We start from the raw sequence: 21,514 nt of genomic DNA on the forward strand, positions 1-21,514 counted from the left end.
GTTGGGTTATTTGTGACGTCTTTGCAAGGAAAACGGCTTTTCTATCCAGCAAAATAATGCTGCCGAGGGCAATAAGGTAACCAGGAAAATCGGTGCTAAACCAATCCAGAATAGTAGTTCGCTATCGTGATGAGGGGGAAGTAATTTGGCAAATACCATGAAAATGGCTTTTAATGACAGGCCATGAATTAAATAATAAGAGTAACTCATGTTGCCCAGCCATCTAAGGTAGGATAATGTGAATAAGCGATTGGTAAATCCCGACGTGCAAAAACATTCAAGGCAAAAAATAAAAAATAGAGTGTAAAGCAATAAATACTTTAATGAAATGTTGATGGGATAATAGCTGGTTATTGCAAATGATGTAATAGCCAGTATTAAAGCTAACAAGCCTATAGGCGGGAAGTGTTTTAAATAACCGCTTTCAACCGTTTCGTATAAAATTATTCCGGCAACAAACATTAATAAGCGAGTCGGGCCGCTATGATTGTAAAAATAGCCGAATAATATCAGCGATGCCGATAAAAATAATAATATCCGGTACCTTCTCGGCCAGGCTCGCAGCTTGAGTGTCGTTATTAACAGCGGAATCAGCAGGTAGTAAAAAAATTCATAGCTCAATGACCAGGCCACTGTGATGATGGGCGTAATATCAAACAGACCGGGCATCAGCAAATAATTTTGCATCACGAAAATAAATCCGCTTTTCCAGCCGACAGGGATTTTAGATTCGGACGGAAAAGCAAATGAAAGCGCCAGATAAATAATAAATACTACGGTAAAGGTAGGATAAATTCGCTGTATTCTGCGGTATAAATATTTTTTGAATTCGGTAGGCTTTTTTATTAGCATGCCGTAAATCAAATAGCCGCTTAATACAAAAAATAAATCGACGCCAGTATTGCCGATGGTATGAATGTTTTTCGCAACTGCGTGAGTAGTCGAATTTGGCAGTAGCCAAGGTTCTATCAACGTAACATAGTGAACCAGAAAAACCAGAGACACCGCAAAGCCGCGTATACCTTCCATCGAGCTAATAGCGTTATGGCCGACGTGGGATATTTCGAAAGTATTACGGATCCAACTTGCGATAGTTATCATAGTGTTTGCTTAGCTCATTAAAGCGGGGTAGAGGGTAAAGGCGATTAAACTACAAGCCAAGAAATGCGGTTGATTGACAAGTTGCCAAGGCCCATTTGATACATTAACCGCACTTGGCTGAAATTTGAACGGGTAAATCAGCCGTTTGTAAATTTACGTGGTTAGACTTCCTGCCCGGCGCTAGACTAATAAAATTCCTAAACAGTATAGGATGGTCATGATGACTAGTTCAAAACAAACACCCTTATACGATTTACATCGGCAACTAGGTGCCAAGATGACTACGTTTGCCGGTTACCAGATGCCGGTGCAATATAAAAACGGCATCATTCACGAGCATTTGCACTGTCGCAGTCAGGCCGGTTTCTTCGATATTTCCCACATGGGCCAGTGCCGGATACTTGGCGAAGGCGCGCCACAGGCCTTAGAAAAACTCACGCCCGGCGGCATCGTCGATTTAAAGTGTGGTACACAAAAATACACGGTTCTGACCAACGCCGACGGCGGCGTCATCGATGACATCATCGTCACCCGTATCGAATCCGGCTTGTCCCTTATCGTCAATGCCGGTTGCAAGGATAAGGATTTTGCTTATCTGCGCAGCCAATTACCGACCGATTGCGTATTCAAAGAGTTAGCCGAGCTAGCCTTGTTTGCCTTACAAGGGCCGACTGCGGCAGCGGTGCTGGCCAAGTTTGCGCCGCAGACTGGCGAGCTGAAATTTATGCAGGCTTGCACCACCAAGATTGCCGGAACCGTGTGCGACATCAGCCGTAGCGGCTACACTGGCGAAGATGGCTTCGAGATTTCCTTACCGCAAGCCGACGCGGAGCGCATCGCCCGTTTACTCTTGGCGGAAGACGGTGTCGAACCGATTGGCTTGGGTGCCCGCGATACCTTGCGCTTGGAAGCCGGTTTGTGTCTGTATGGTCACGAACTCAACGAATCGATCACGCCTATTGAGGCGGGCTTGCAATGGATATTCAAAAAAGGCCACAGCGATTTTCCCGGCGCGGAAAAAATTCTGGCGCAACGGCAAAATGGCGCGGAGCGAGTGCGGGTCGGTTTGCTGGTGGATGGCCGTATTCCGGTGCGGGACGGCTGTGAGATTGTTCATCAAGACCAGCCAATCGGCACGGTGACCAGCGGCAGTTTCTCGCCTAGTCTAAACCGGCCGGTGGCGATGGCATTACTGGAGCGCCGATTTGCCGAGCTTGGCACTGAATTGAGCGCGCTGGTGCGGAACTCTGCTATTTCAGTGACGGTCACTTCGCTACCGTTTGTTCCGCACCGCTACTTGAGAAGATAAGCCCATGTCTGCAAAAAGCCCCCGTCTCGACCAACTGGAAATGCGCGGAAATTTTATTCAGCGCCATATAGGCCCCAATGCTCAACAGACCCAAGAGATGTTGGCCGAGTTGGGCTTGAGCGATCTGGAAGATATTGTCGGCCAAGTTATTCCGGCCAATATTTTGAATCACGAACCGCTGAAACTCACCGGTACCATCAGCGAGCGGGCGGTGATCAAGTACTTGCGCAAAATGCGCGAGCGCAACAAGGTGCTGGTGTCGATGATAGGCATGGGTTACTACGACACCATCATGCCGGCCGTGATCAAACGCAACGTGTTGGAAAACCCCGGCTGGTACACCGCTTACACACCGTATCAAGCCGAAGTGGGGCAGGGCCGGCTGGAGGCTTTGCTGAATTTTCAGCAAATGATCATCGATCTGACCGGCATGGACATCGCCAATGCCTCGTTGCTGGACGAAGCCACCGCAGCGGCGGAAGCGATGACCATGTCGCGGCGCCTAGCCAAAAGCCCATCCAACACGGTATTGATCGATAAAGATTGCCACCCGCAGACCATCGCCGTGGTGCAGACCCGGGCCGGCTCCCTGGGCTACGAAGTGGTGGTCGCCGATCCGTTCGATAATCTGGTGCAACACGATTTCTTTGCGTTGATTCTGCAATATCCGGGTTCCCGCGGCGAAATCCGCGATCTGACCGAGGCAACGGCAATTGCCCATGGCAAACAAGCATTGGTGACGGTAGCGGCTGATTTACTGAGTTTGGTCTTGCTTAAGCCGCCAGCGGCTTTTGATGCCGACATCGCGGTAGGCAGTGCTCAGCGTTTTGGTGTGCCGATGGGTTACGGCGGTCCGCACGCGGCGTTTTTTGCCACGCGCGACGAATTCAAGCGCTCGATGCCGGGCCGTTTAATCGGCGTGTCCAAGGATAGTCACGGCCAGATTGCCTTACGCATGGCCTTGCAGACCCGCGAGCAGCATATTCGCCGCGACAAGGCCACCAGCAATATCTGTACGTCGCAGGTGTTGCTGGCGGTGATTGCCGGTTTTTACGCGGTCTATCACGGCGCGGAGGGGCTGCGGCAGATTGCCCGCCGGGTACATCGGTATGCGCAGATACTGGCGGTGGGCTTGGTGCAAAGCGGCCACCACGTGCTGAGCCAGTGTTATTTCGATACCGTGGTGGTCAGGGTGCCGAACCGCGCCCGGCGCATCGCCGCGCAGGCGGCTGACGTTAATATCAATCTGCGGATTATCGATGCCGACACCCTGGGTATTGCCCTGGATGAAACCACTAACCGCGAGCATTTACGCACCTTATGGCAGGTGTTCGCTTCGCCGATTGCCGAGTTGCCGGACATCGCCGCGCTGGATGCGACATTAAGCGAATGCATCCCGGATGCGCTGTTGCGCGACGATGCCATTCTGCAAAACCCGGTGTTTAGTTTGTATCACTCGGAAACCGAGATGATGCGTTACATGCGCCGCTTGGCGAGGCGCGATATTGCTTTGGATAGGGCGATGATTCCGCTGGGTTCTTGTACGATGAAACTGAACGCTGCCACAGAGATGCAGGCGATTTCGTTCTATGAATTCAATGCCATGCATCCGTTTGCGCCGCTGTATCAAGCCCAAGGGTATCAGCAATTATTCGCCGAGCTGGAAGACATGCTCTGCGATCTAACCGGCTTCGACGCGTTTTCCCTGCAACCCAACGCCGGTTCGCAAGGCGAATACACCGGCTTGCTGGTGATACGCAAATATCATCAAGTCAACGGCCAGGGGCAACGCAAGATCTGCCTGATACCGGCCTCGGCACACGGCACCAACCCGGCCAGCGCCAGCTTAGCCGGTCTGACTGTGGTGGTGGTAGCTTGTGACGAGCAAGGCAACGTCAGCGTTGACGATTTGCGTGCCAAAGCCCTGCAATATCAAGACACGCTGGCGGCCTTGATGATTACTTACCCGTCCACCCACGGCGTTTACGAACAAGCGTTTCGGGAGATTTGCGACATCGTTCATCAACACGGCGGCCAAGTGTATATGGACGGCGCCAACTTCAATGCCTTGGTGGGTATCAGCCGGCCCGGCAAAATCGGTGCGGACGTGGCGCATTTGAATTTGCATAAGACGTTTTGCATCCCGCACGGTGGCGGTGGGCCGGGTGTCGGGCCGATAGGGGTGGGCGCGCATTTGGCGCCTTACTTGCCGGATCACCCGCTGGTGGAAGGCGTCAATCCGGCCAAAGGCGAGCATGGCACGGTCGGCACCGTGTCCGCCGCGCCGTGGGGTTCGGCTAGCATTTTGACGATTTCCTGGGCATATATCGCCATGATGGGGGCAACCGGCTTACGGCAAGCAACGCTGGCGGCGATTATGAACGCCAATTATGTGGCCCGCCGGCTGGCACCGCATTACCCGATTCTGTACACCGATGCCAACGGCTGGGTCGCGCACGAATGCATTATCGATTGCCATCAATTTCGTAAAACCGCCAACGTTACGGTGGAAGACATCGCCAAACGCTTGATCGATTACGGGTTCCACGCCCCGACCGTATCGTTTCCGGTTGCAGACACCTTAATGATAGAGCCCACCGAGAGCGAGAATAAAACTGAGATCGACCGTTTCTGCGCGGCTTTGATCGCGATCCGGCAGGAGATTAAAGAGATCGAAGACGGTCTGGCCGACAGCCATAACAATGTGCTGCACAATGCGCCGCATACCCATCGCCTGCTGTTGGAAGAATGGACGCTGCCGTATTCTCGGCAAAAAGCCTTTTTTCCAGACAGCCATCAGCACGACGACAAATACTGGCCGCCGGTGGGTCGCATCGATAACGTCTACGGCGACCGCAACGTGATGTGCAGTTGCCCCACCGATTGGGCCGAACCCTTGGAGGCTGTATCCTGACTGCTACCATGCAAGCCTTGGCCTTTGTGGATCTGGAAACCACCGGCGCTTCAGCCAGCAAAGACAGGATTACCGAAATCGGCATCGTCTTGGTCGATGCCGACGGAGTGCGCGAATGGAACCAGTTGGTGCATCCGCAAACCCGGATTCCGCTGTTTATCGAGCAATTGACCGGCATCAGCAACCAGATGGTCGCCGAGATGCCCAGTTTTGCGCAAGTGGCCGGCGAAGTGGCGGAATTGCTGGAAGGACGCTTATTCATTGCCCATAACGCCCGGTTTGATTACGGGTTTTTGAAGAACGAATTCAGCCGAGTCGGCATCACCTTTCGGCCGCAAGTGCTGTGTACGGTCAAATTGTCACGAGCCTTGTATCCGCACTTTCACCGGCACAATCTGGATAGCCTGATCGAACGCCACGGCTTGCAAGCCATGGATCGGCACCGGGCCTTGGCCGATGCCCAATTGATTCACCAATTCTGGACTCAGGCCCGCGCGCAGTTTTCCGAGGATGCTGTGGATGCTATCGTGCAGCGCTTGGTAGGCCGCTCCAGCCTGCCGTCGAATATCGATCCCTTATTGATTCACGATTTGCCGGAAGCGCCCGGCGTCTACCTGTTTTACGGCGAAAACGAACTGCCGTTGTACATTGGCAAAAGCGTGAATATTCGCAACCGGGTGCTGGCGCATTTCGGTGCCGATCATAAGAACAATAAAGAGATGAGTCTGGCTCAGCAACTGCGGCGCATTGACTGGATAGAAACCGCCGGCGAATTGGGCGCGCTATTGCTGGAGGCGCGCTTGATCAAGGAAAAAACCCCGGTGCACAATCAGCGTCTGCGCCGCAAAAATGCCTTGTGCGCTTGGCAATTACAACAACAGGGCGAACAGCTCAAGCCGGTGTTGAGTTGGGCCGGCGAACTGGATTTCGGTGCCCAGGACAATTTGTACGGGCTGTATCATAGCCTGCGCGATGCGCAAAAAGCCTTGCGCGGTGTCGCGGAGCAGCACGGTCTGTGCCTGAGCGTGTTGGGTCTGGAGAAAACCGCCGTCGGCAAGCCGTGTTTTGGCTACCAGATCAAAAAATGCCGCGGCGCCTGCGTCGGTAAGGAAGCGCCGTTGGCGCACGCAGCGCGAGTGTTGATGTCCATGCAAAAACTCAAACTCGCCGTCTGGCCGTATCCGGGCGCGATTGGCGTCCGAGAAGGCGAGGAACTGCATGTGATTGATCGTTGGTGTTATCTGGGTACGGCCAAAAACGAAGCGGAGATAGCCGAGCTATTGCAGGCCGGCGTTCCGGCGTTTGATCGGGATACTTATATGTTGCTGAGTAAGTCGTTGAAAAAGGCCGAGGTTGTGGTGTTGCCGGGTGCTTTGGAGATGGTTGGTTAACATTAGCTTTGCGGTTATGTTGTTGCTGGGGAAATGGGTGACGAGTCGTGGTGAGGGAATGGCGGATGACGCTTTGCTTATCCGCCCTGCGGCCGGTCGAAAATAGGATGTGCTGAACGAAGTGAAGCGCATCGCATCGGTCGCGATCGATGCGCCTCCTGCCGTCGGCACAACCTATCTGCGCACGTTATCGAGTTGTATGGCTGTTCGCCGTTTGCCGGCAAGACCGGTGCGGACTTTGGTTTGAAGCCGGTGATGAGTTTGCATTCACGGCTGATCGTGGTCAAGGATGTCGCCGCCGGTGAAACGGTCGGTTACAGCGGCACCTGGCAATGCAAAACCGCGACTCGGCTAGGCGTGATTTCCATCGGCTACGGCGACGGCTACCACCGCCACACCAAGAGCGGCGCGCCGGTGTTGGTAAACGGCCAACGGGTGCCGTTAATCGGCCGGGTATCCATGGACATGATCACCGTCGATCTTAACGAACTGCCGGATGCGCAACCCGGCGACCCCGTGACCTTGTGGGGCGACGGCTTGCCGGTCGAAGAAATCGCCCGTTACGCGGAAACCATCCCCTACACCTTGCTGTGCGGGATCACGCAGCGGGTGCAGGTCATTGAGCAGGGGTTGGATTAGGCCTGTAAGGTCAATTTGCTAAGCGAAAAGCTGAGGTGATTTGGTCGATTGCCGAATTTCGCGGCAGTCGAGCACGACATTGTTCGGAGCACGCTATCGCCCCCTTGCTGCCAAGTAAGATTAATTTGAAATGACAAGAAATGACAAGAAAAGACAAATAAGCTGTCATTCAAAATGTAGTGTGATTACGAAAGCCAATCGCACTTTTCTATGCCAACATTCCTCCGGTTACGGCATCGCTAATCGGAGCTACTCAAATTTAAAGACCATGACTGTGTCTAGTAACGTACCAGAGGTCAAAAGGGTCGAAGTGGACCCGTCTGTCATTAGCACCTTCAAAAGCGAGCATGAGTACATCGGTCTGAGTGTCGAACTTTTGATTGAGGCAAGTTCTTATGTGTGCATCGCAGGGAATATCATACCTCCAGCAGAAAACGCTTGGAACCGACATGAAGCGGTACTGGTAGGACATCTGGTCCGCTTATACAAACTCAATACAGCTCTGTTAGATCAAACGTGTCAGCGCAGACGAGAGACTACGTTCATTTTTGCGCGGCTCGCTTTTGAGTGTATCGTGAACACGATATTCATTATCCGCAACGACCGGTCTGAGATCGTACAGTCCTATATTGAGCATTCGATGCGACATGAAAAACGTCTCCGGGACAGAATCCGCAACAAAATCACAGAGCGTGGCGGCGAAATATGGCCAATCGAAAAAAGGATATTGGACTCGATCGAGAGATCAGCAAAAAATTCCGACGTGGATCTTGATCGCATTGATCCGCCCAAGAACTGGGCGGGGAAGAACCTTTTTGATAAAGCTCGGGATGTAGGTCTTGATGAGGCGTATCTAGGCGCATTCGCAGGGCCGTCTCATTCCATTCATGGAAACTGGCATGACCTGCTTGAGTATAATCTTGAGGTGAAGGACGGCGGCTTCTTACCGAATTTCGAGTGGCACCCGCCTCGTCCACAATTGTTGACGACGATAGCGCATCTCACAGTCATCACCCTCGGAGAGTTTTTCTCCGAGATTATCGGCCCCGCTGGAAATGCGGTTGCGGAAAGGCTCCCAGACCTTTACGAACGCATCCAAATCCTCATTCACCTGCATGAAGAGTTTCTGGTCTCACGGACAAATAGGGAAAGCCACCTAACTCCTACGCTGAAAATCTTGGAAACGGAGCGTCAGCGGAGTGAAGATTTTTAGTCTCCGATAGCCGTAGCGCCGGGCGGGTTTTCGCAGTGAAGCGGAGAAAACCTGCAAGGCATCGCGACACGGCGTCAAGTCATGCGAGAGCCGATGTTCCGATCCCTTGTTGGGTCGGAACGAGGTGACGCGGACGAATCGGGGCCGCCGAAGGCATGAACTGCCAGCAAATTTTTCGCGCTGAAATCGGATGGGACCCATTTCAGCTTTACCGAAAAATGCTGGCGCTTTTGTAATACAGGCGACCAACCAAGAGTAGTCGGCGGCTGATCAACCACGTTGAACGACAGCTCCCTGTATTGCAGCCGCCATACGATGAAATCGTTGAATGTCTGAAAATGGTCGAAACTAGCCTATTCCGATCAAACCACCACTTCCACTTCGTACCCCGAGTATTTGCGGATATTGATTACGCCGTTGTCGAAGATCAAATACTGGCCTTTGATGCCTTCTAAAACGCCGGACACCAATGGCTCTTTATCGAAATTAAACGATTTTACCTTGCTGGGGTATTGCAGCACCGGATAGTCCAGCGTTAGCGGTTGGGCATCGCTGAGCAACTGCGGCGGACTGTCCGGAAATTGCGCGGTGATGGTTTGTAATTGCTCGGCGCATTCGCTCAGCAAGCCGTCGCGGATGGCCGGCAAATCCAAAGGTGCGGTGTTGTTTTTCAACATTTGCTGCCAGCTGGTTTTGTCGCTGACATGTTGCGCCAAAGTGACTTCGATCAGACCCGACAGATGGCGGGAAGCGACCTTAAAAATAGGTAAGGCTTGCACCGCGCCTTGGTCGATCCAGCGGGTTGGGGTTTGCGATTGGCGGGTAATGCCGACCTTGATGCCGGAAGAGTTGGCTAGGTAAACGATATGCGGTTGAAAGCAAAACTCTTCGCCCCAGCTCGGTTCGCGGCAGGTGCCGGCGGCGTAGTGGCAGGTTTCCGGCTTCATGATGCACATATCGCACTGCGCCAGTTTGATGAAGCAGGGGTAGCAATAGCCTTGATTAAAGCTTTTGTTGGTTTTTTTCGCGCAATGCACGCAAAAGATTTGGCCGGTGTAACGTAGCGTGAGTTTTTTTCCCAACAGCGGGTTCAATTCGATTGCCTGTGCGCCGACCGGCAAGCGGTATTGCACTGGCTCGGCCAACGCGCTGGTCATTTTCTGCAGACTGCCTAACACTTGATTTAATCCCGATAGCTGAATAACGGCGGCTATAATGACAGCGTTTCCAGCGTACTCAAAGAGGATTCGATGTCATTCATGCAAGTTGCTGCGGGTGGCAATATTCCGTTTGAAATAAATGTGGTGGTCGAGATTCCCGCATTCAGCGATCCGGTGAAATACGAGGTTGATAAACATACCGGCGCCCTGACAGTGGACCGCTTTATGGGCACCGCCATGCAATATCCCTGCAATTACGGCTACATCCCGCAAACTTTGTCCGAAGACGGCGATCCGGTGGACGTGATGATTATCACGCCGGCACCGTTGCTAAGCGGTTGCGTGATCAATTGCCGGCCGGTAGGCGTTTTGAAAATGATAGACGAAGCCGGCCCTGATCCTAAACTGCTGGCGGTACCTGTGCCGCGCTTGACGCCGTTTTACAATCACGTCACCGATTACAAGGATTTGCAACCAGACAAGTTGGCCAAGATCACCCATTTTTTCCAACACTATAAAGACCTGGAGGAAGGTAAATGGGTTTGCGTGGAAGGTTGGGGCGGTATCGAAGATGCGCGGCAGGAAATTCTGGATAGCGTTGGCCGCTATAAAACGTCGCATAGCAGCCGTCGCTAATCTGTTGTTTTGTGATTAGTTGATCGTTTGGGCGAGTTTCAGCTTTTTCGCGCGGTACATCGCGCTATCGGCTCGGTTCAGTAAGTCGAGACTGCTTTGGCCGTCGTGGTGATAGATGGCCGCGCCTATGCTGGCACTGATAGCAACCGGTTTGCCCTTAATGTTGCAAGTTTCGGCCAACTGGGACTGAATTTTTTCTATCACCGCCGCCACGCTGCGATCAGCATCGACTTCACCCAACAGCACCAAAAATTCGTCCCCGCCATAGCGGCAAGCGGTGTCGCCGTAGCGAAGACAAGCCGACAAGCGTCTCGCCACTTCTTTCAGTAATTGGTCGCCGGCCGCGTGGCCGAGTTCGTCGTTGATGTTTTTGAATTCGTCCAGATCGATAAACAACAGTGCGACCGGCCGTTGCTGACGATCCGCTTGGGCCATGGCCTGTTGTAGTCTATCCAGCAATAATACTCGATTGGGTAAGCCGGTTAACTCGTCGTGATGTGCGCAATGCAGGGCTTGCCTGTATTTCTCGTTACTTTCCAGTAGTTGCTGTTCCAAGGTTTTGCGGGCAGCGGCCAGCGATTCGATTTGTCGGCGGGCATCGGACAGCTGTTGCTGACTAATCGCCAGGGCGCGTTCCAATGCGGCAAGCTCGGCTCGGGATTGATTCAATTGACAACATTCGCTTTCGCATTCCGGTGTTTGGCTAAGCCAGCGCTGGGCGACGATGGGTGAAACAACAGTCTGTTTATGGTGTTGGAGTCTGATTCGGTTGTCCATCACAGAATCTCCATTAAGTCAGCGGCTGAATCGATGGCAGTCAACACTGCGATAGGGAAGATCGAATTATCAACTTTCATGACAATAACCCATATGAATTGAGTGGCCGGAAATCTCGTTAACCGAGGTTTGTTGGCTTAACTGGATCAATTCTTGTGCCAGACGCGTGGGCTTTAAAGCAGTTGTCGGTTAACTGACTGTTGTTGAAGCAGTTTAGAAGGAATGAAAAGATGGAAGAGGGGTTGAATAACGCGGGATATGGGGCTAAGTGCAGACGGTATTTCGTCAATCTTACGAAATACCGTATTGCCAGGTTTGGATGGCTGGCGAGGGTTGACGATAACTTAGGTTTTTTGTTCGATAACCAAGTTTTTTTGCAATTCTTGTGGCGGTACCGGATGGGTCGGTTTCTGATATGCCGCCAGAATTTGCTTAACGTAATTGCGAGTTTCCTGATAAGGCGGGATGCCCTGATAGCGTTCTACTGCACCTTCGCCGGCGTTATAAGCGGCCAACACCAAATCGACTTTACCTTCGAAGTGCCGTAACAGCCAGTGCAGATAAGCGGTGCCGCCTTTGATATTTTGAATGGGATTCCAGCTGTCTTTTACCCCGAAGCGCTCGGCGGTAGCCGGTATCAGCTGCATCAGGCCTTGGGCATTTTTACCGGATAGCGCGCTGGGGTTGAAAGCCGATTCGGCTTGAATCACCGCCATGATTAGTTGCGGATCGATGCTGTAAATGGGGGCGATTTCTTTTACCCAAGCCTCTACCCGTTCGCGGTTAGGGTTGGGGTCGGCGACCAGTTTGACCTCGGGTTCCGGAGCCGGTGGTTGGCAGGCAGGGTCTTCGCTTTGTGTGGCATCGCCAAAGCGGCTGAGCATTTGCTGAGCATGCGTGTCGCCATGTTCCGCAGCTTGCTTAAACCAGTGGCTGGCTAACGGTATGCTGCGGGTTACGCCGCGGCCGTTGAAATACATAAATCCGATGCTGTAAGCCGATTCGGCATCGCCTTGCAGCGCGGCCTTGCAGTACATATCAAAAGCTTGATGATAATCTTGTTTGACAGTGCGGCCGTGTTCGAAATCGGCAGCGGTCTTGCGGATTTGTTCCAGATTAACGGGTGCAGCATCCTGGGCGTTGCCGATTTGGGCGGCGATGCTCAAGCAGAGGGCAAGTAGCGATTGGCGTTTCAAGTTCATAAAATTCTCGTTCTGTATTGCTGAGACTAGGCTCTTCTAAACCCGGCCGGAAAAGGATTGAAGCGTCAATCCTCCAAGCTTCCAGCTACCGTATACATTGCAAGTGCTTGATCGCCCAAATGGCCGAGTTTCCGTGCAATTGCGCTTAATTGCATCCCGCAGGATGTTGGCAAACCTTGAAATAGTTCCGGGGCCGCTGAGGGTGTTAGCTTTACCGGAACTGCTTCAAGGTTGTCCGCACTATACCGCCTGTTTTGCTGAGGCTATATTGCCCATATGGGCAGGTAAGTCTGGCGCGAATATATCACAGGGTTGATTTTCCGGCGATTTAAACTGTTGTTTTTGATGTGGTTATGGCGGATCTGCCGGCGCGGAGCCTGGTTGGGCTCCTGGTTTTCGTTAGCAGAGAACAGACAAAATCATCCCCTGATTTCTTACTATTCAAGATGACTTGCCGCAGGATTTTCAGGATTGGCCGGCAAATTTACTCCTGCGAGAGATTGCGCTGACTAAGCCCATGCCCAAAGACATCAGCAGGAAGCCGCCAGGCAGAGGCACGGTCGCGGGTGGCGGTACTATTGTGACACCGCTGAAATTCACTTGCTGTAGTCCGCCAAAATCAAAAGCAAGGGCAGTATCAAACGCTTCGTCGCCCCAGTTGATCACCCCAAATTCAAGAAAATACGATCCGGTTGCAGTGAATGAGTAAGCGGACTTAATCCAGCCGGTCGGACCACAGGTGTTGGCGTTATCCCAGCAAATGCCGCTTGAGTCACCCAATGGGATCCAATTTGTGCCGGCCGCCGCAAAGCCAATGGTGTTACCGTCATTCAATACGGCATCGAGTTCATCCGGTAAGTTGTTGTCTACCTGGCGATCCAACACATTACCGGGCACGACATTCCCGTTAGCGGAATTGGTGCTGCGGACTGTAAACAACCAGGCGGCAGTATTGTGGGTATCCGCATTGACCAAGCGCGCCCACGCATAGTCGTCGTAACCGCGACCATCGGTTGAAATGTAATTGAATTGTAAGGTCAGCGTGTCATTCGCATTGGCATTGAAAGCATTCGATTGAATTTTCGAGCCATTGGTTTGGTTCTCGGTGCCGCGTCCTTCATCCCTCAGAGCCAAAGGCGAAACACCATAGACACCGCCAGATGTCGACACGTAACCGAACTGAGCGTTTCCAGTCGGTGAGTTATTGACCATGTTGTCCCCGTAAATCAGTCCAGCTGCACCGCTTGCCGTCCAGGTGTTATTGCTTAAGGACATATTGGCAGCTTGCGCGGCAGGTAGCACAAGCGCTGCGCTTAAACTGAGGGCGATGAGGGGAGTGCGCATAATTTTCATGGTTTTATCTTTTTAAGCTGTGCATGGATAAGGCATCAGGGTGTTATTGAATAAGCCGCATCAATCTCATTAGATCGTGCTGTTTGCCTGGTTCGTCGGCGAAACTTATTTTGCGGTGTATTCCGTTTGGCGGCTAAAAGGTTCAATACAGGAGGCCGGTTTTCAGCAAGGCAACTGTAAAATTTAAGGTTTAAGCCTTGGCGGCGCGGACTGATTGCAAAATAAGCTGTTCCTATACATCAAAGGTCGAGTTTGCCATAATTCCAAGAACTGATCTTTTTGGGGCATGAACATTAACAAGCGAATTTTGTTGGGGGTTTGCGGCGGTATAGCGGCTTATAAAGCGGCGGAGCTGGTGCGCTTGTTGCGTAAGCAAGGCCATGAAGTTCGCGTGGTGATGACTGCCGCCGCCCGCCAGTTTGTCACACCCCTGACCTTTCAGGCCTTGAGCGGTCATGCCGTGCATAGCGATTTGCTAGATGTCGAACGGGAACAGGCCATGAGCCACATCCATTTGGCACGCTGGGCCGACCTATTGCTGATTGCGCCGGCGACCGCCGATACCTTGGCGAAAATGGCGCATGGTTTGGCGGATGATTTGCTATCTACCTTGTACCTTGCGGCCGAGTGCCCAGTATGGGTCGCGCCGGCGATGAACCAGGCAATGTGGGGTAAACCGGTAACCCAAGAGAACATTGCCAGGCTGCAAAGCCATGGTGTGCAATGCATCGGCCCGGCGGCTGGCGAGCAGGCTTGCGGCGAGCAAGGCTTGGGTCGCATGGTCGAACCGCCTGAAATTTGTCGGCAAGTGCTGGCGCCTGAGAAGCCCGGCTTTCTGTCAGGAATTAATGTAGTCATCAGTGCCGGACCGACGCGTGAGCCACTTGATCCGGTGCGCTATATCACTAACCGCAGCTCCGGCAAAATGGGTTATGCCTTGGCGAGCGCAGCCCTATCAGCCGGCGCCAATGTGACACTGGTCAGTGGTCCGGTCAACTTAGCCGTGCCGGCCGGCGCCAAACTTATTGCAGTGGAAACGGCTTTGCAAATGTATGATGCAGTGATGATGCATACTCAGGTTGCGGATATTTACATCGGCGCGGCGGCGGTAGCGGATTACCGGCCGCAACAGCTGGCTGATGGCAAAATAAAAAAGGCTGGCGATACCAGCACTATAGCCTTGGTAAAAAATCCGGACATCATTGCCGCGGTGGCCGGTTTGCAAGCAAAACCCTTGGTCGTGGGATTTGCCGCCGAAACCGACGATCTGGAAAATTACGCCAAACACAAGCTGCAAAGCAAAAACCTGGACCTGATCGCCGCGAATTGGGTCGGACAGGCTGAAGGCGGTTTCGAGAGTGATCGCAACGCCTTGCAAGTATTTTGGCCGGGAGGTCAACAAATCCTGCCGATGACCGATAAACATACCTTAGCCGCACAGCTGCTTAAACTGATAGCCGAGAAATTGCATGAAAAAAATCCAGTTAAAAGTTCTTGATCCGCGTCTGGGCCGGGAGATTGCTTTGCCAGCCTACGCCACACAAGGTTCGGCAGGACTGGATTTGCGCGCCTGTCTGGATCAAGCCTTGACCTTGCAGCCAGGCGAAACGGCCTTGATACCCACCGGTCTGGCTATTCATATCGACGATCCGCATTTGGCGGCGGTATTGTTGCCGCGTTCGGGATTGGGGCATAAGCACGGCATCGTGCTGGGTAATTTGGTGGGTTTGATCGACTCTGATTACCAGGGGCAGGTGTTTATCTCCTGCTGGAATCGCGGCAATAGCGCATTTACCGTCGAGATAGGCGAGCGCATTGCGCAAATGGTGTTTGTGCCGGTGGTACAGGCCGAGTTTGAGTGTGTGGCCGAGTTCGACGAAAGCCATCGCGGTAGCGGCGGTTTTGGACACAGCGGCCGGCACTAAGCGGAGTCGCGACGGATGGGACGCATATTTAGCATAGTAGCCGGCATCGCGGCGCTGATGGTGTTATTGGCCGGCGGAGGTGCCTATTGGTTTTCGGCGGCCCAGGTTAGGGAAACCCAGCAAACTAGCACCACAGCCATTGCCAGCGGCATGACAGTCAGCATCGTCAGCCAGATCGAGACCTTGCAGCGAGTTATCGACGGTTTGGCGCAAGCGCCGGATGTGGTGGCGGTGCTTGCCAACGATAGCCACAATCCAGCGGCCTTGGATAATGTCGCTGCCAGACTACAAAATACGATTCCACAAACGTTGCGTGTGCGCTTGTTGCCGGCAACGGTCAGTGAGCCGGATCTTAGCCAAGTACCGAATATGGGTTTTGCCGATCTTGAGATGGTGCGCGCCACGCTGACTGCCAAGCAAAAGCCGTTCGTGCAAGGCGAGGGCGAGCATCGGCATTTGGCGATGACGGCTACGGTGAGTCAAAACCAACAGGTGGTTGGCGTGATTTTGGTGAGTTTGAAGCCGGATTTGTTGCAACAGCTGATTACCAAGACTACCGTCGGCAACGGCTATGTGGAGATCAAGCAAGAGCAGGCCGTATTGGCCAGTGTCGGCATGCCGGAATTGAAGGCGGAGGAGCCGCAAGTGATGCCGCTGACTAACAGCCGGTGGTCGTTGGAGCTGTCGATAGGCGGCGGCACTAGTGCCGGCGACGTCATTTTATTTTCCTGCATTATTTTGATCCCCGCTTTATTGGGTTGTTTGGCGTTTTTTGTCGGTTACCGTAAATTGGCCGATTATCTGCACCACGATCAAAGCAGTATTTTAAAGGCCGCCAAGGACATGATGACCGGCAAGCAGGTTGGTCACTATCCGGTGCAACTCGATGAAATGCGGCCGATTATTTCGACTTTGGCGCAGTTTAAACGCATCCTGGAGCAAGAAAAAAGCCCGAGTAAAGTTCCTGACGAATTGGGTGAATACGACTTTTTCGACGAGTCGTTCGACATCGATTTTATCGAAGAGTCGCCTAAAACCGCCGAACACTATGCCAGTGTGCCGGTCAGCTTGGGCACGGCGCCTATCAGCATGGCCGAGCAGGCGCCGCTTAGTGCGGCTACTCCCGCTGAGAAATCGGCACCCGTGGCGATGCCAAGTGTTGCGCCGACGGTAGGCGAGTCTTTTGCCGATATATTCCGTACTTATGATATTCGCGGTATTGTCGGACGCGGTTTGACGCCGGAAACGGTGCGCAATATCGGCCGAGCTTTGGGTAGCGAGGCCAGGCAACTGAATATCAAGACTATTGTGATGGGCAGGGACGGTCGGCTATCCAGTCCGGGCTTGGCGGATGCCTTGGCAAAAGGCATTACCGAAGCAGGTTGCGATGTATTGAACATTGGCCTGGTGCCGACGCCGTTGCTGTATTTTGTCACCCAGCATAGTGAAGGCCGTAGTGGTGTGATGATCACCGGTAGCCACAACCCGGCTGACTATAACGGCCTTAAACTGGTTTTGAACGGCGAAACTTTATCCGGCGACAAGATTCAACAACTGAAAAAACGCATTGAGGCCGGCGATTTTAGCGAAGGCACGCCGGGTTCCATCGAGCTGAATAGCCTATTCAGCAACGAATATATCGGTATGATTTCCGACGATGTGCATTTGATCAGGCCTATGAAAGTGGCTGTCGATTGCGGCAACGGCGCGGCCGGACAACTGGCTCCGATTCTGTTGCGAACCATGGGTTGCGACGTGATCGAGTTGTATTGCGAGATTGACGGTAATTTTCCCAATCATCATCCCGACCCCAGCAAGCCGGAAAATCTGGCCGATCTGATCAAGGCCGTACAGCATTACGAGGCTGATATAGGCGTCGCCTTCGACGGTGATGGCGACCGAATCGGCGTGGTCGATTCCGGCGGCAAAATTATTTGGCCGGATCGGCAAATGATGCTGTATGCCCGCGATGTATTGGCCAATAAACCGGGAGCGGAAATTATTTACGACGTGAAGTGCTCCCGGCATTTGCACGATCAAATCGTCAAACGTGGCGGACGGCCGTTGATGTGGAAAAGTGGTCATTCGCTGATGAAAGCCAAGCTCAAGGAAACCACAGCGGCGCTGGCCGGCGAGATGAGTGGGCATATTTTCTTTAACGACCGTTGGTTTGGTTTCGACGACGCCTTATACGCGGCGGCACGCTTGATTGAAATTTTGTCCGGCGATATGCGCAGCAGTAGCGACGTATTTGCCGAACTGCCGGATAGCATCAATACACCGGAGCTGCATGTGCCTCTGGCTGAAGGCGAAGGTGTCCGCTTCGTGGAACAGCTATTCAGCCAGGCCAAGTTTAAAGACGGCAAGATCATCAATATCGACGGCATGCGCGTCGAATTTGCCGACGGCTGGGGCTTGGTCAGGGCTTCCAACACCACGCCGGTGCTAACCTTACGTTTCGAGGCGGATAGCCAGGATGCGATGCAACGTATTCAAGCTCAATTCAGGCAGCTGATGCTGCAAATCAAACCCGATATCAAACTACCTTTTTAATTGTTAGTGATCATGAAAGACAAAACCGCGCACCAGATTGCCCACGTTCTTATCGAAGCCTTGCCGTATATTCAAAAATTCAAGGGTAAAACCGTTGTGATTAAATTCGGCGGCAACGCGATGGTCGATGAAGCGTTGAAACACAGCTTCGCCCGCGACATCGTGTTGATGAAACTGGTTGGCATCAATCCTATCGTCGTGCACGGCGGTGGGCCGCAAATTGGCGACTTGTTAAAACGCCTGGGTAAAACCTCCGAGTTTATCGACGGCATGCGTGTGACCGACAGCGAAACCATGGATGTGGTGGAAATGGTGCTGGGCGGTCTGGTAAACAAAGAGATCGTGAATATGATCAATATGCAGGGCGGTAAGGCGGTAGGTCTGACCGGTAAAGACGGCAATTTCATCCATGCCCGCAAAATCAATATGACCAAGGCTGGCGCGAAGCTGGACGATGCACCGGAAATCATTGATCTGGGCCACGTCGGCGAAGTCAGCAGTATCGATCCCGCAGTGGTGGAAATGTTGGGTAACAGCGACTTTATTCCGGTGATCGCGCCGATTGGCGTGGGTAAGGACGGGCACTCCTACAACATCAATGCGGATTTGGTGGCTGGCAAGGTTGCTGAAGTGTTAAAAGCCGAAAAGCTGATGTTGTTGACCAACATCCCCGGCATTATGGACAGACAGGGCAATTTGCTGACTGGCCTGACTTTAACCGATATTGATAATCTGATTGCCGACGGCACGATTTCCGGGGGGATGATTCCGAAAACCCGCTGCGGCACTGATGCGTTGAAAGGCGGCGTGACCAGTGTGCATATCATCGACGGGCGAGTCGAGCACGCGGTATTGCTGGAGTTGTTCACCGACCAGGGCGTCGGTACCTTATTGTTGCGCCGCTAAGCTGGATTGAATAAAAGGGGCAAAGGCTTGGCGAATGCTCTGAGCCTTGGCGCCTGAACATAATTCGTTGCCGATACTGGATTGCCGGCAACGGATGTCCAGAAATATCTGCAAAGTGTTGTTACGCTCCAGCAGCGATACCGACAAGCTTAAATCGTCGTCTTTCTGTGGCGCCGCGCGCATGATCAGTTTGTCGCTTTCCACGTCTTGGCCGGTGGTGGAGTGAGTCGCGACAAACTCGCCGGCGATTTTCCAGGCTTTTTCGCATTGCTCGGCGTCTTGGCAAACAAACAGGCCTAGCTCGTTGCTGGCATTACTGGCCGCTAAACTGTCGCCGTTGACCGGTTGTCCATCGTTGTTGTTGGCTTGGGTGAGGAATTGAAAGCGGGCTATGTCGGCTTTGAATTCTTTTTCGCTGCTTTGTCTGTCTTGTTGGTGACGCAAAAGCTCTTGTTTGCTCGCTTCTATCTGCTGTTTGCTGGCGGCGATATCCGCCAGTAATTTCGGCGGTATCTTGTTGCCGCCGCGCTCAAGATTGGCGGCTTGTTGCTGTTGCTGCTGCAATTGCTGTTGAATGCGTTCGATATTACCTTCAATAACTTTTTGCCCGGCATCGAAGGACGCCATTTTATTGGTCAGGGCTTTATTCATATCATCGATGCTACGAAATGTGCTCAGCAGCACTTTGTCGTTGGCGTTTTGCCTGGCAATGATTTTTTCCTGTTCCTTACGTAGTGCATCCAGCCGCTTTTGTTGGGCAATTTGCTCGGCGGTTTTGGCTTTTTCCAGTACGTCGAGCACGCGGGCTTTCTCGCTTAATGTTTCCCGTTTATGCTTTACCTGATCCGGCGGCACTTGGTCGGAGAAATAGACGTTACCGTTTTCATCCACCCAACGATACATTTTTTTTGCATATGCCGGCTGACCCAATGCACATAGCAAGGCTAGAGCGACAAATGAGGTTCGTTTGAAGGGGGCATGTCGCATGGCAATATTGGCTAGAGGCCTAGCCCAGTAGGCTGACCAATTGATGCAAGGGCGGCAACAGCATCATTTTTGCCAGTTGCAACAATACCAGCGCCACCAGTGGCGATAAGTCGATTCCGCCGAGGTCGGGCAGCACTTTGCGGCATACGTTCAGCAGCGGATCAGTCAAACTGTACAAAATCGATGAAGCGGAGCCGTAACTGCCGGGTGCGAACCAACTGAGGATGGCGCCGGCAAAAATGGCGTAAACGAAAATATCGATCAGCATTTTCAGCAAGTCGGTAAACGACAATAGTGTCAATGCCACAAAACTCACGGATAAGCCTTTAATAGCCAGTATCGAAAAGTTAGCGACTATTTGCAGCAACAAGGCCAATAACAGGGAAGAGCTATCGATGCGGCCGATGGCAGGAATAAAACGGCGCAAAATCCGCAACGGCGGATGGGTGATTTTCACCAGAAATTGCGACACCGGGTTGTAAAAATCGGCCTGGGTCCATTGCAGCAAGAAGCGCAATGCCACAGCTAAAATATACAAAGAAAACAGCGTGTCGATCAGGAATACTATCGGGTCGGTCATGTAATTGCTGCCCATTAGTCGGCTCCCAGTTGTTTTGACATTTCAATCGAACGGTCATTGGCGGCATGCAAGGCTTTGGCAACCAGTTCGACAAAACCGTTTTGCACAAATGTTTCTATGGCTTGTTGAGTGGTGCCGCCCGGCGAGGTAACTCTGGCACGTAATTGAGCGGGTGATTCGGCCGATTCCAGCGCAATTTTGGCGGCACCGAGCGCGGTTTGTTGAATCAGCAATCTAGCGGAGCGTTCGTCCAGGCCCAATTCCAGGGCGGCTTTTTCCATCGCTTCCATCAGCAGGAAGAAATAAGCCGGTCCGCTGCCGGAGACGGCAGTCACCGCGTCAAGTTGGTTTTCGTCGTTTACCCACAGTGCCAAACCGACAGCGCGTAAAATATTTTCGGCCAAATCTTTTTGTTCGTCATCGACATTGGCGTTGGCGTGCAATGCTGTTGCACCGGTTTGCACCAGTGCCGGCGTATTGGGCATGCAGCGCACGATAGCGACCTCGCTGCCTAGCCATTTAGACAGGCTTTGTTGGGAAATGCCGGCGGCAATCGATACTACCAGCACATTTTTTTGTTTCAGGCTGGGGGCGATTTGCAAAGCAACATCGCGCAATATTTGCGGTTTAACTGCCAGCACCACCACTTCGACTTCGTTAATGACTGTCTCGTTGTTGGCGGTAGTATTCACATGAAGTTGATCGGTGTGAGCCTGCAAAGTTGCGGGTGCGGTATCCGACACCCAGATTTGCTGCGGTGAATGGCCGCTGGCAATCAAACCGCTGATTAGACTGGTTGCCATGTTGCCGCCACCAATAAAACCGATTGTTTTTGTTTTCATAGCTTACTGATTAGTCTGTTGAATCG

Annotated in this window: 17 protein-coding genes and 1 pseudogene; 10 read left to right on the plus strand and 8 right to left on the minus strand. The window is 52.6% G+C overall.

Going from position 1 to position 21,514, the window contains the following annotated elements; all coding sequences use genetic code 11:
- Nucleotides 1-6: 6 nt before the first annotated feature.
- Nucleotides 7-1,101, minus strand: coding sequence for an acyltransferase family protein (locus tag EBB_RS07255; protein ID WP_192393097.1), 1,095 nt, complete (start codon nt 1,099-1,101; stop codon nt 7-9).
- 220 nt (nt 1,102-1,321) lie between these two features.
- Between EBB_RS07255 and gcvT the strand changes: the two genes are divergently transcribed.
- From gcvT to EBB_RS07280, 5 genes and pseudogenes are all read left to right on the plus strand, one after another.
- Nucleotides 1,322-2,410 (plus strand): glycine cleavage system aminomethyltransferase GcvT, encoded by a 1,089-nt coding sequence (gene gcvT / locus EBB_RS07260; RefSeq protein ID WP_306790060.1) that lies wholly within the window; start codon nt 1,322-1,324, stop codon nt 2,408-2,410.
- Between the two features lie 4 nt (nt 2,411-2,414).
- Nucleotides 2,415-5,324 (plus strand): aminomethyl-transferring glycine dehydrogenase, encoded by a 2,910-nt coding sequence (gene gcvP / locus EBB_RS07265; protein WP_192393099.1) that lies wholly within the window; start codon nt 2,415-2,417, stop codon nt 5,322-5,324.
- Nucleotides 5,325-5,332: 8 nt separating this feature from the next.
- A complete protein-coding gene (locus EBB_RS07270; protein ID WP_192393100.1) occupies nt 5,333-6,715 on the plus strand; it encodes a 3'-5' exonuclease family protein in 1,383 nt (460 codons plus the stop codon).
- Between the two features lie 189 nt (nt 6,716-6,904).
- Nucleotides 6,905-7,354, plus strand: a pseudogene (gene alr, locus EBB_RS07275) (alanine racemase); the annotation flags it as partial.
- Nucleotides 7,355-7,628: 274 nt separating this feature from the next.
- Nucleotides 7,629-8,567 carry a DUF5677 domain-containing protein gene (locus EBB_RS07280; RefSeq protein ID WP_192393101.1) on the plus strand — a complete coding sequence of 313 codons (939 nt, stop codon included), beginning with the start codon at nt 7,629-7,631 and terminating at the stop codon, nt 8,565-8,567.
- A gap of 362 nt (nt 8,568-8,929) precedes the next feature.
- On the opposite strand, the gene EBB_RS07285 is transcribed toward EBB_RS07280, so the two are convergent.
- Nucleotides 8,930-9,745, minus strand: coding sequence for a DUF2797 domain-containing protein (locus EBB_RS07285; RefSeq protein ID WP_192393102.1), 816 nt, complete (start codon nt 9,743-9,745; stop codon nt 8,930-8,932).
- Between the two features lie 72 nt (nt 9,746-9,817).
- On the opposite strand from EBB_RS07285, the gene ppa reads away from it, so the two are divergent.
- On the plus strand, nt 9,818-10,363 hold the full coding sequence (ppa, locus tag EBB_RS07290; RefSeq protein ID WP_192393103.1) for an inorganic diphosphatase: 546 nt from the start codon (nt 9,818-9,820) through the stop codon (nt 10,361-10,363).
- A 15-nt stretch (nt 10,364-10,378) separates the two neighbouring features.
- On the opposite strand, the gene EBB_RS07295 is transcribed toward ppa, so the two are convergent.
- From EBB_RS07295 to EBB_RS07305, 3 genes are all read right to left on the minus strand, one after another.
- Nucleotides 10,379-11,140, minus strand: coding sequence for a GGDEF domain-containing protein (locus tag EBB_RS07295; protein ID WP_192393104.1), 762 nt, complete (start codon nt 11,138-11,140; stop codon nt 10,379-10,381).
- Nucleotides 11,141-11,484: 344 nt separating this feature from the next.
- Nucleotides 11,485-12,342, minus strand: coding sequence for a transglycosylase SLT domain-containing protein (locus tag EBB_RS07300; protein ID WP_192393105.1), 858 nt, complete (start codon nt 12,340-12,342; stop codon nt 11,485-11,487).
- A gap of 465 nt (nt 12,343-12,807) precedes the next feature.
- A complete protein-coding gene (locus EBB_RS07305; RefSeq protein ID WP_192393106.1) occupies nt 12,808-13,695 on the minus strand; it encodes an NF038132 family protein in 888 nt (295 codons plus the stop codon).
- Nucleotides 13,696-13,981: 286 nt separating this feature from the next.
- Here EBB_RS07305 and coaBC point away from each other — a divergent pair, with 286 nt between their 5' ends.
- From coaBC to argB, 4 genes are read left to right on the plus strand one after another with little or no spacing between them, the layout of a single operon-like run.
- Nucleotides 13,982-15,193 (plus strand): bifunctional phosphopantothenoylcysteine decarboxylase/phosphopantothenate--cysteine ligase CoaBC, encoded by a 1,212-nt coding sequence (gene coaBC, locus EBB_RS07310; RefSeq protein WP_192393107.1) that lies wholly within the window; start codon nt 13,982-13,984, stop codon nt 15,191-15,193.
- The gene (gene dut / locus EBB_RS07315) at nt 15,165-15,620 is read left to right on the plus strand and encodes a dUTP diphosphatase (RefSeq protein ID WP_192393108.1); all 456 of its coding nucleotides are present in this window, start codon (nt 15,165-15,167) and stop codon (nt 15,618-15,620) included. Before coaBC ends, dut begins: the two co-directional genes overlap by 29 nt.
- 15 nt (nt 15,621-15,635) lie before the next feature.
- Nucleotides 15,636-18,173, plus strand: coding sequence for a phosphomannomutase/phosphoglucomutase (locus tag EBB_RS07320; RefSeq protein ID WP_192393109.1), 2,538 nt, complete (start codon nt 15,636-15,638; stop codon nt 18,171-18,173).
- 12 nt (nt 18,174-18,185) lie between these two features.
- Nucleotides 18,186-19,079 carry an acetylglutamate kinase gene (argB, locus tag EBB_RS07325; protein ID WP_192393110.1) on the plus strand — a complete coding sequence of 298 codons (894 nt, stop codon included), beginning with the start codon at nt 18,186-18,188 and terminating at the stop codon, nt 19,077-19,079.
- On the opposite strand, the gene EBB_RS07330 is transcribed toward argB, so the two are convergent.
- Genes EBB_RS07330 through proC form a run of 3 tightly spaced genes read right to left on the minus strand, consistent with a single transcriptional unit; the run spans nt 19,062 to nt 21,488 of the window.
- Nucleotides 19,062-20,066: a DUF4124 domain-containing protein gene (locus EBB_RS07330; protein ID WP_225587264.1), complete on the minus strand. Its 1,005-nt coding sequence runs from the start codon at nt 20,064-20,066 to the stop codon at nt 19,062-19,064. The two genes, argB and EBB_RS07330, sit on opposite strands and share 18 nt — an antisense overlap.
- Before the next feature lie 19 nt (nt 20,067-20,085).
- Nucleotides 20,086-20,661: a YggT family protein gene (locus EBB_RS07335; protein ID WP_192393111.1), complete on the minus strand. Its 576-nt coding sequence runs from the start codon at nt 20,659-20,661 to the stop codon at nt 20,086-20,088.
- Nucleotides 20,661-21,488 (minus strand): pyrroline-5-carboxylate reductase, encoded by an 828-nt coding sequence (proC, locus tag EBB_RS07340; RefSeq protein ID WP_192393112.1) that lies wholly within the window; start codon nt 21,486-21,488, stop codon nt 20,661-20,663. The genes EBB_RS07335 and proC overlap by 1 nt, the downstream gene beginning before the upstream one ends.
- Nucleotides 21,489-21,514: the final 26 nt, after the last annotated feature.

The organism is Methylomonas fluvii (assembly GCF_014850975.1).
GTDB lineage: Bacteria > Pseudomonadota > Gammaproteobacteria > Methylococcales > Methylomonadaceae > Methylomonas > Methylomonas fluvii.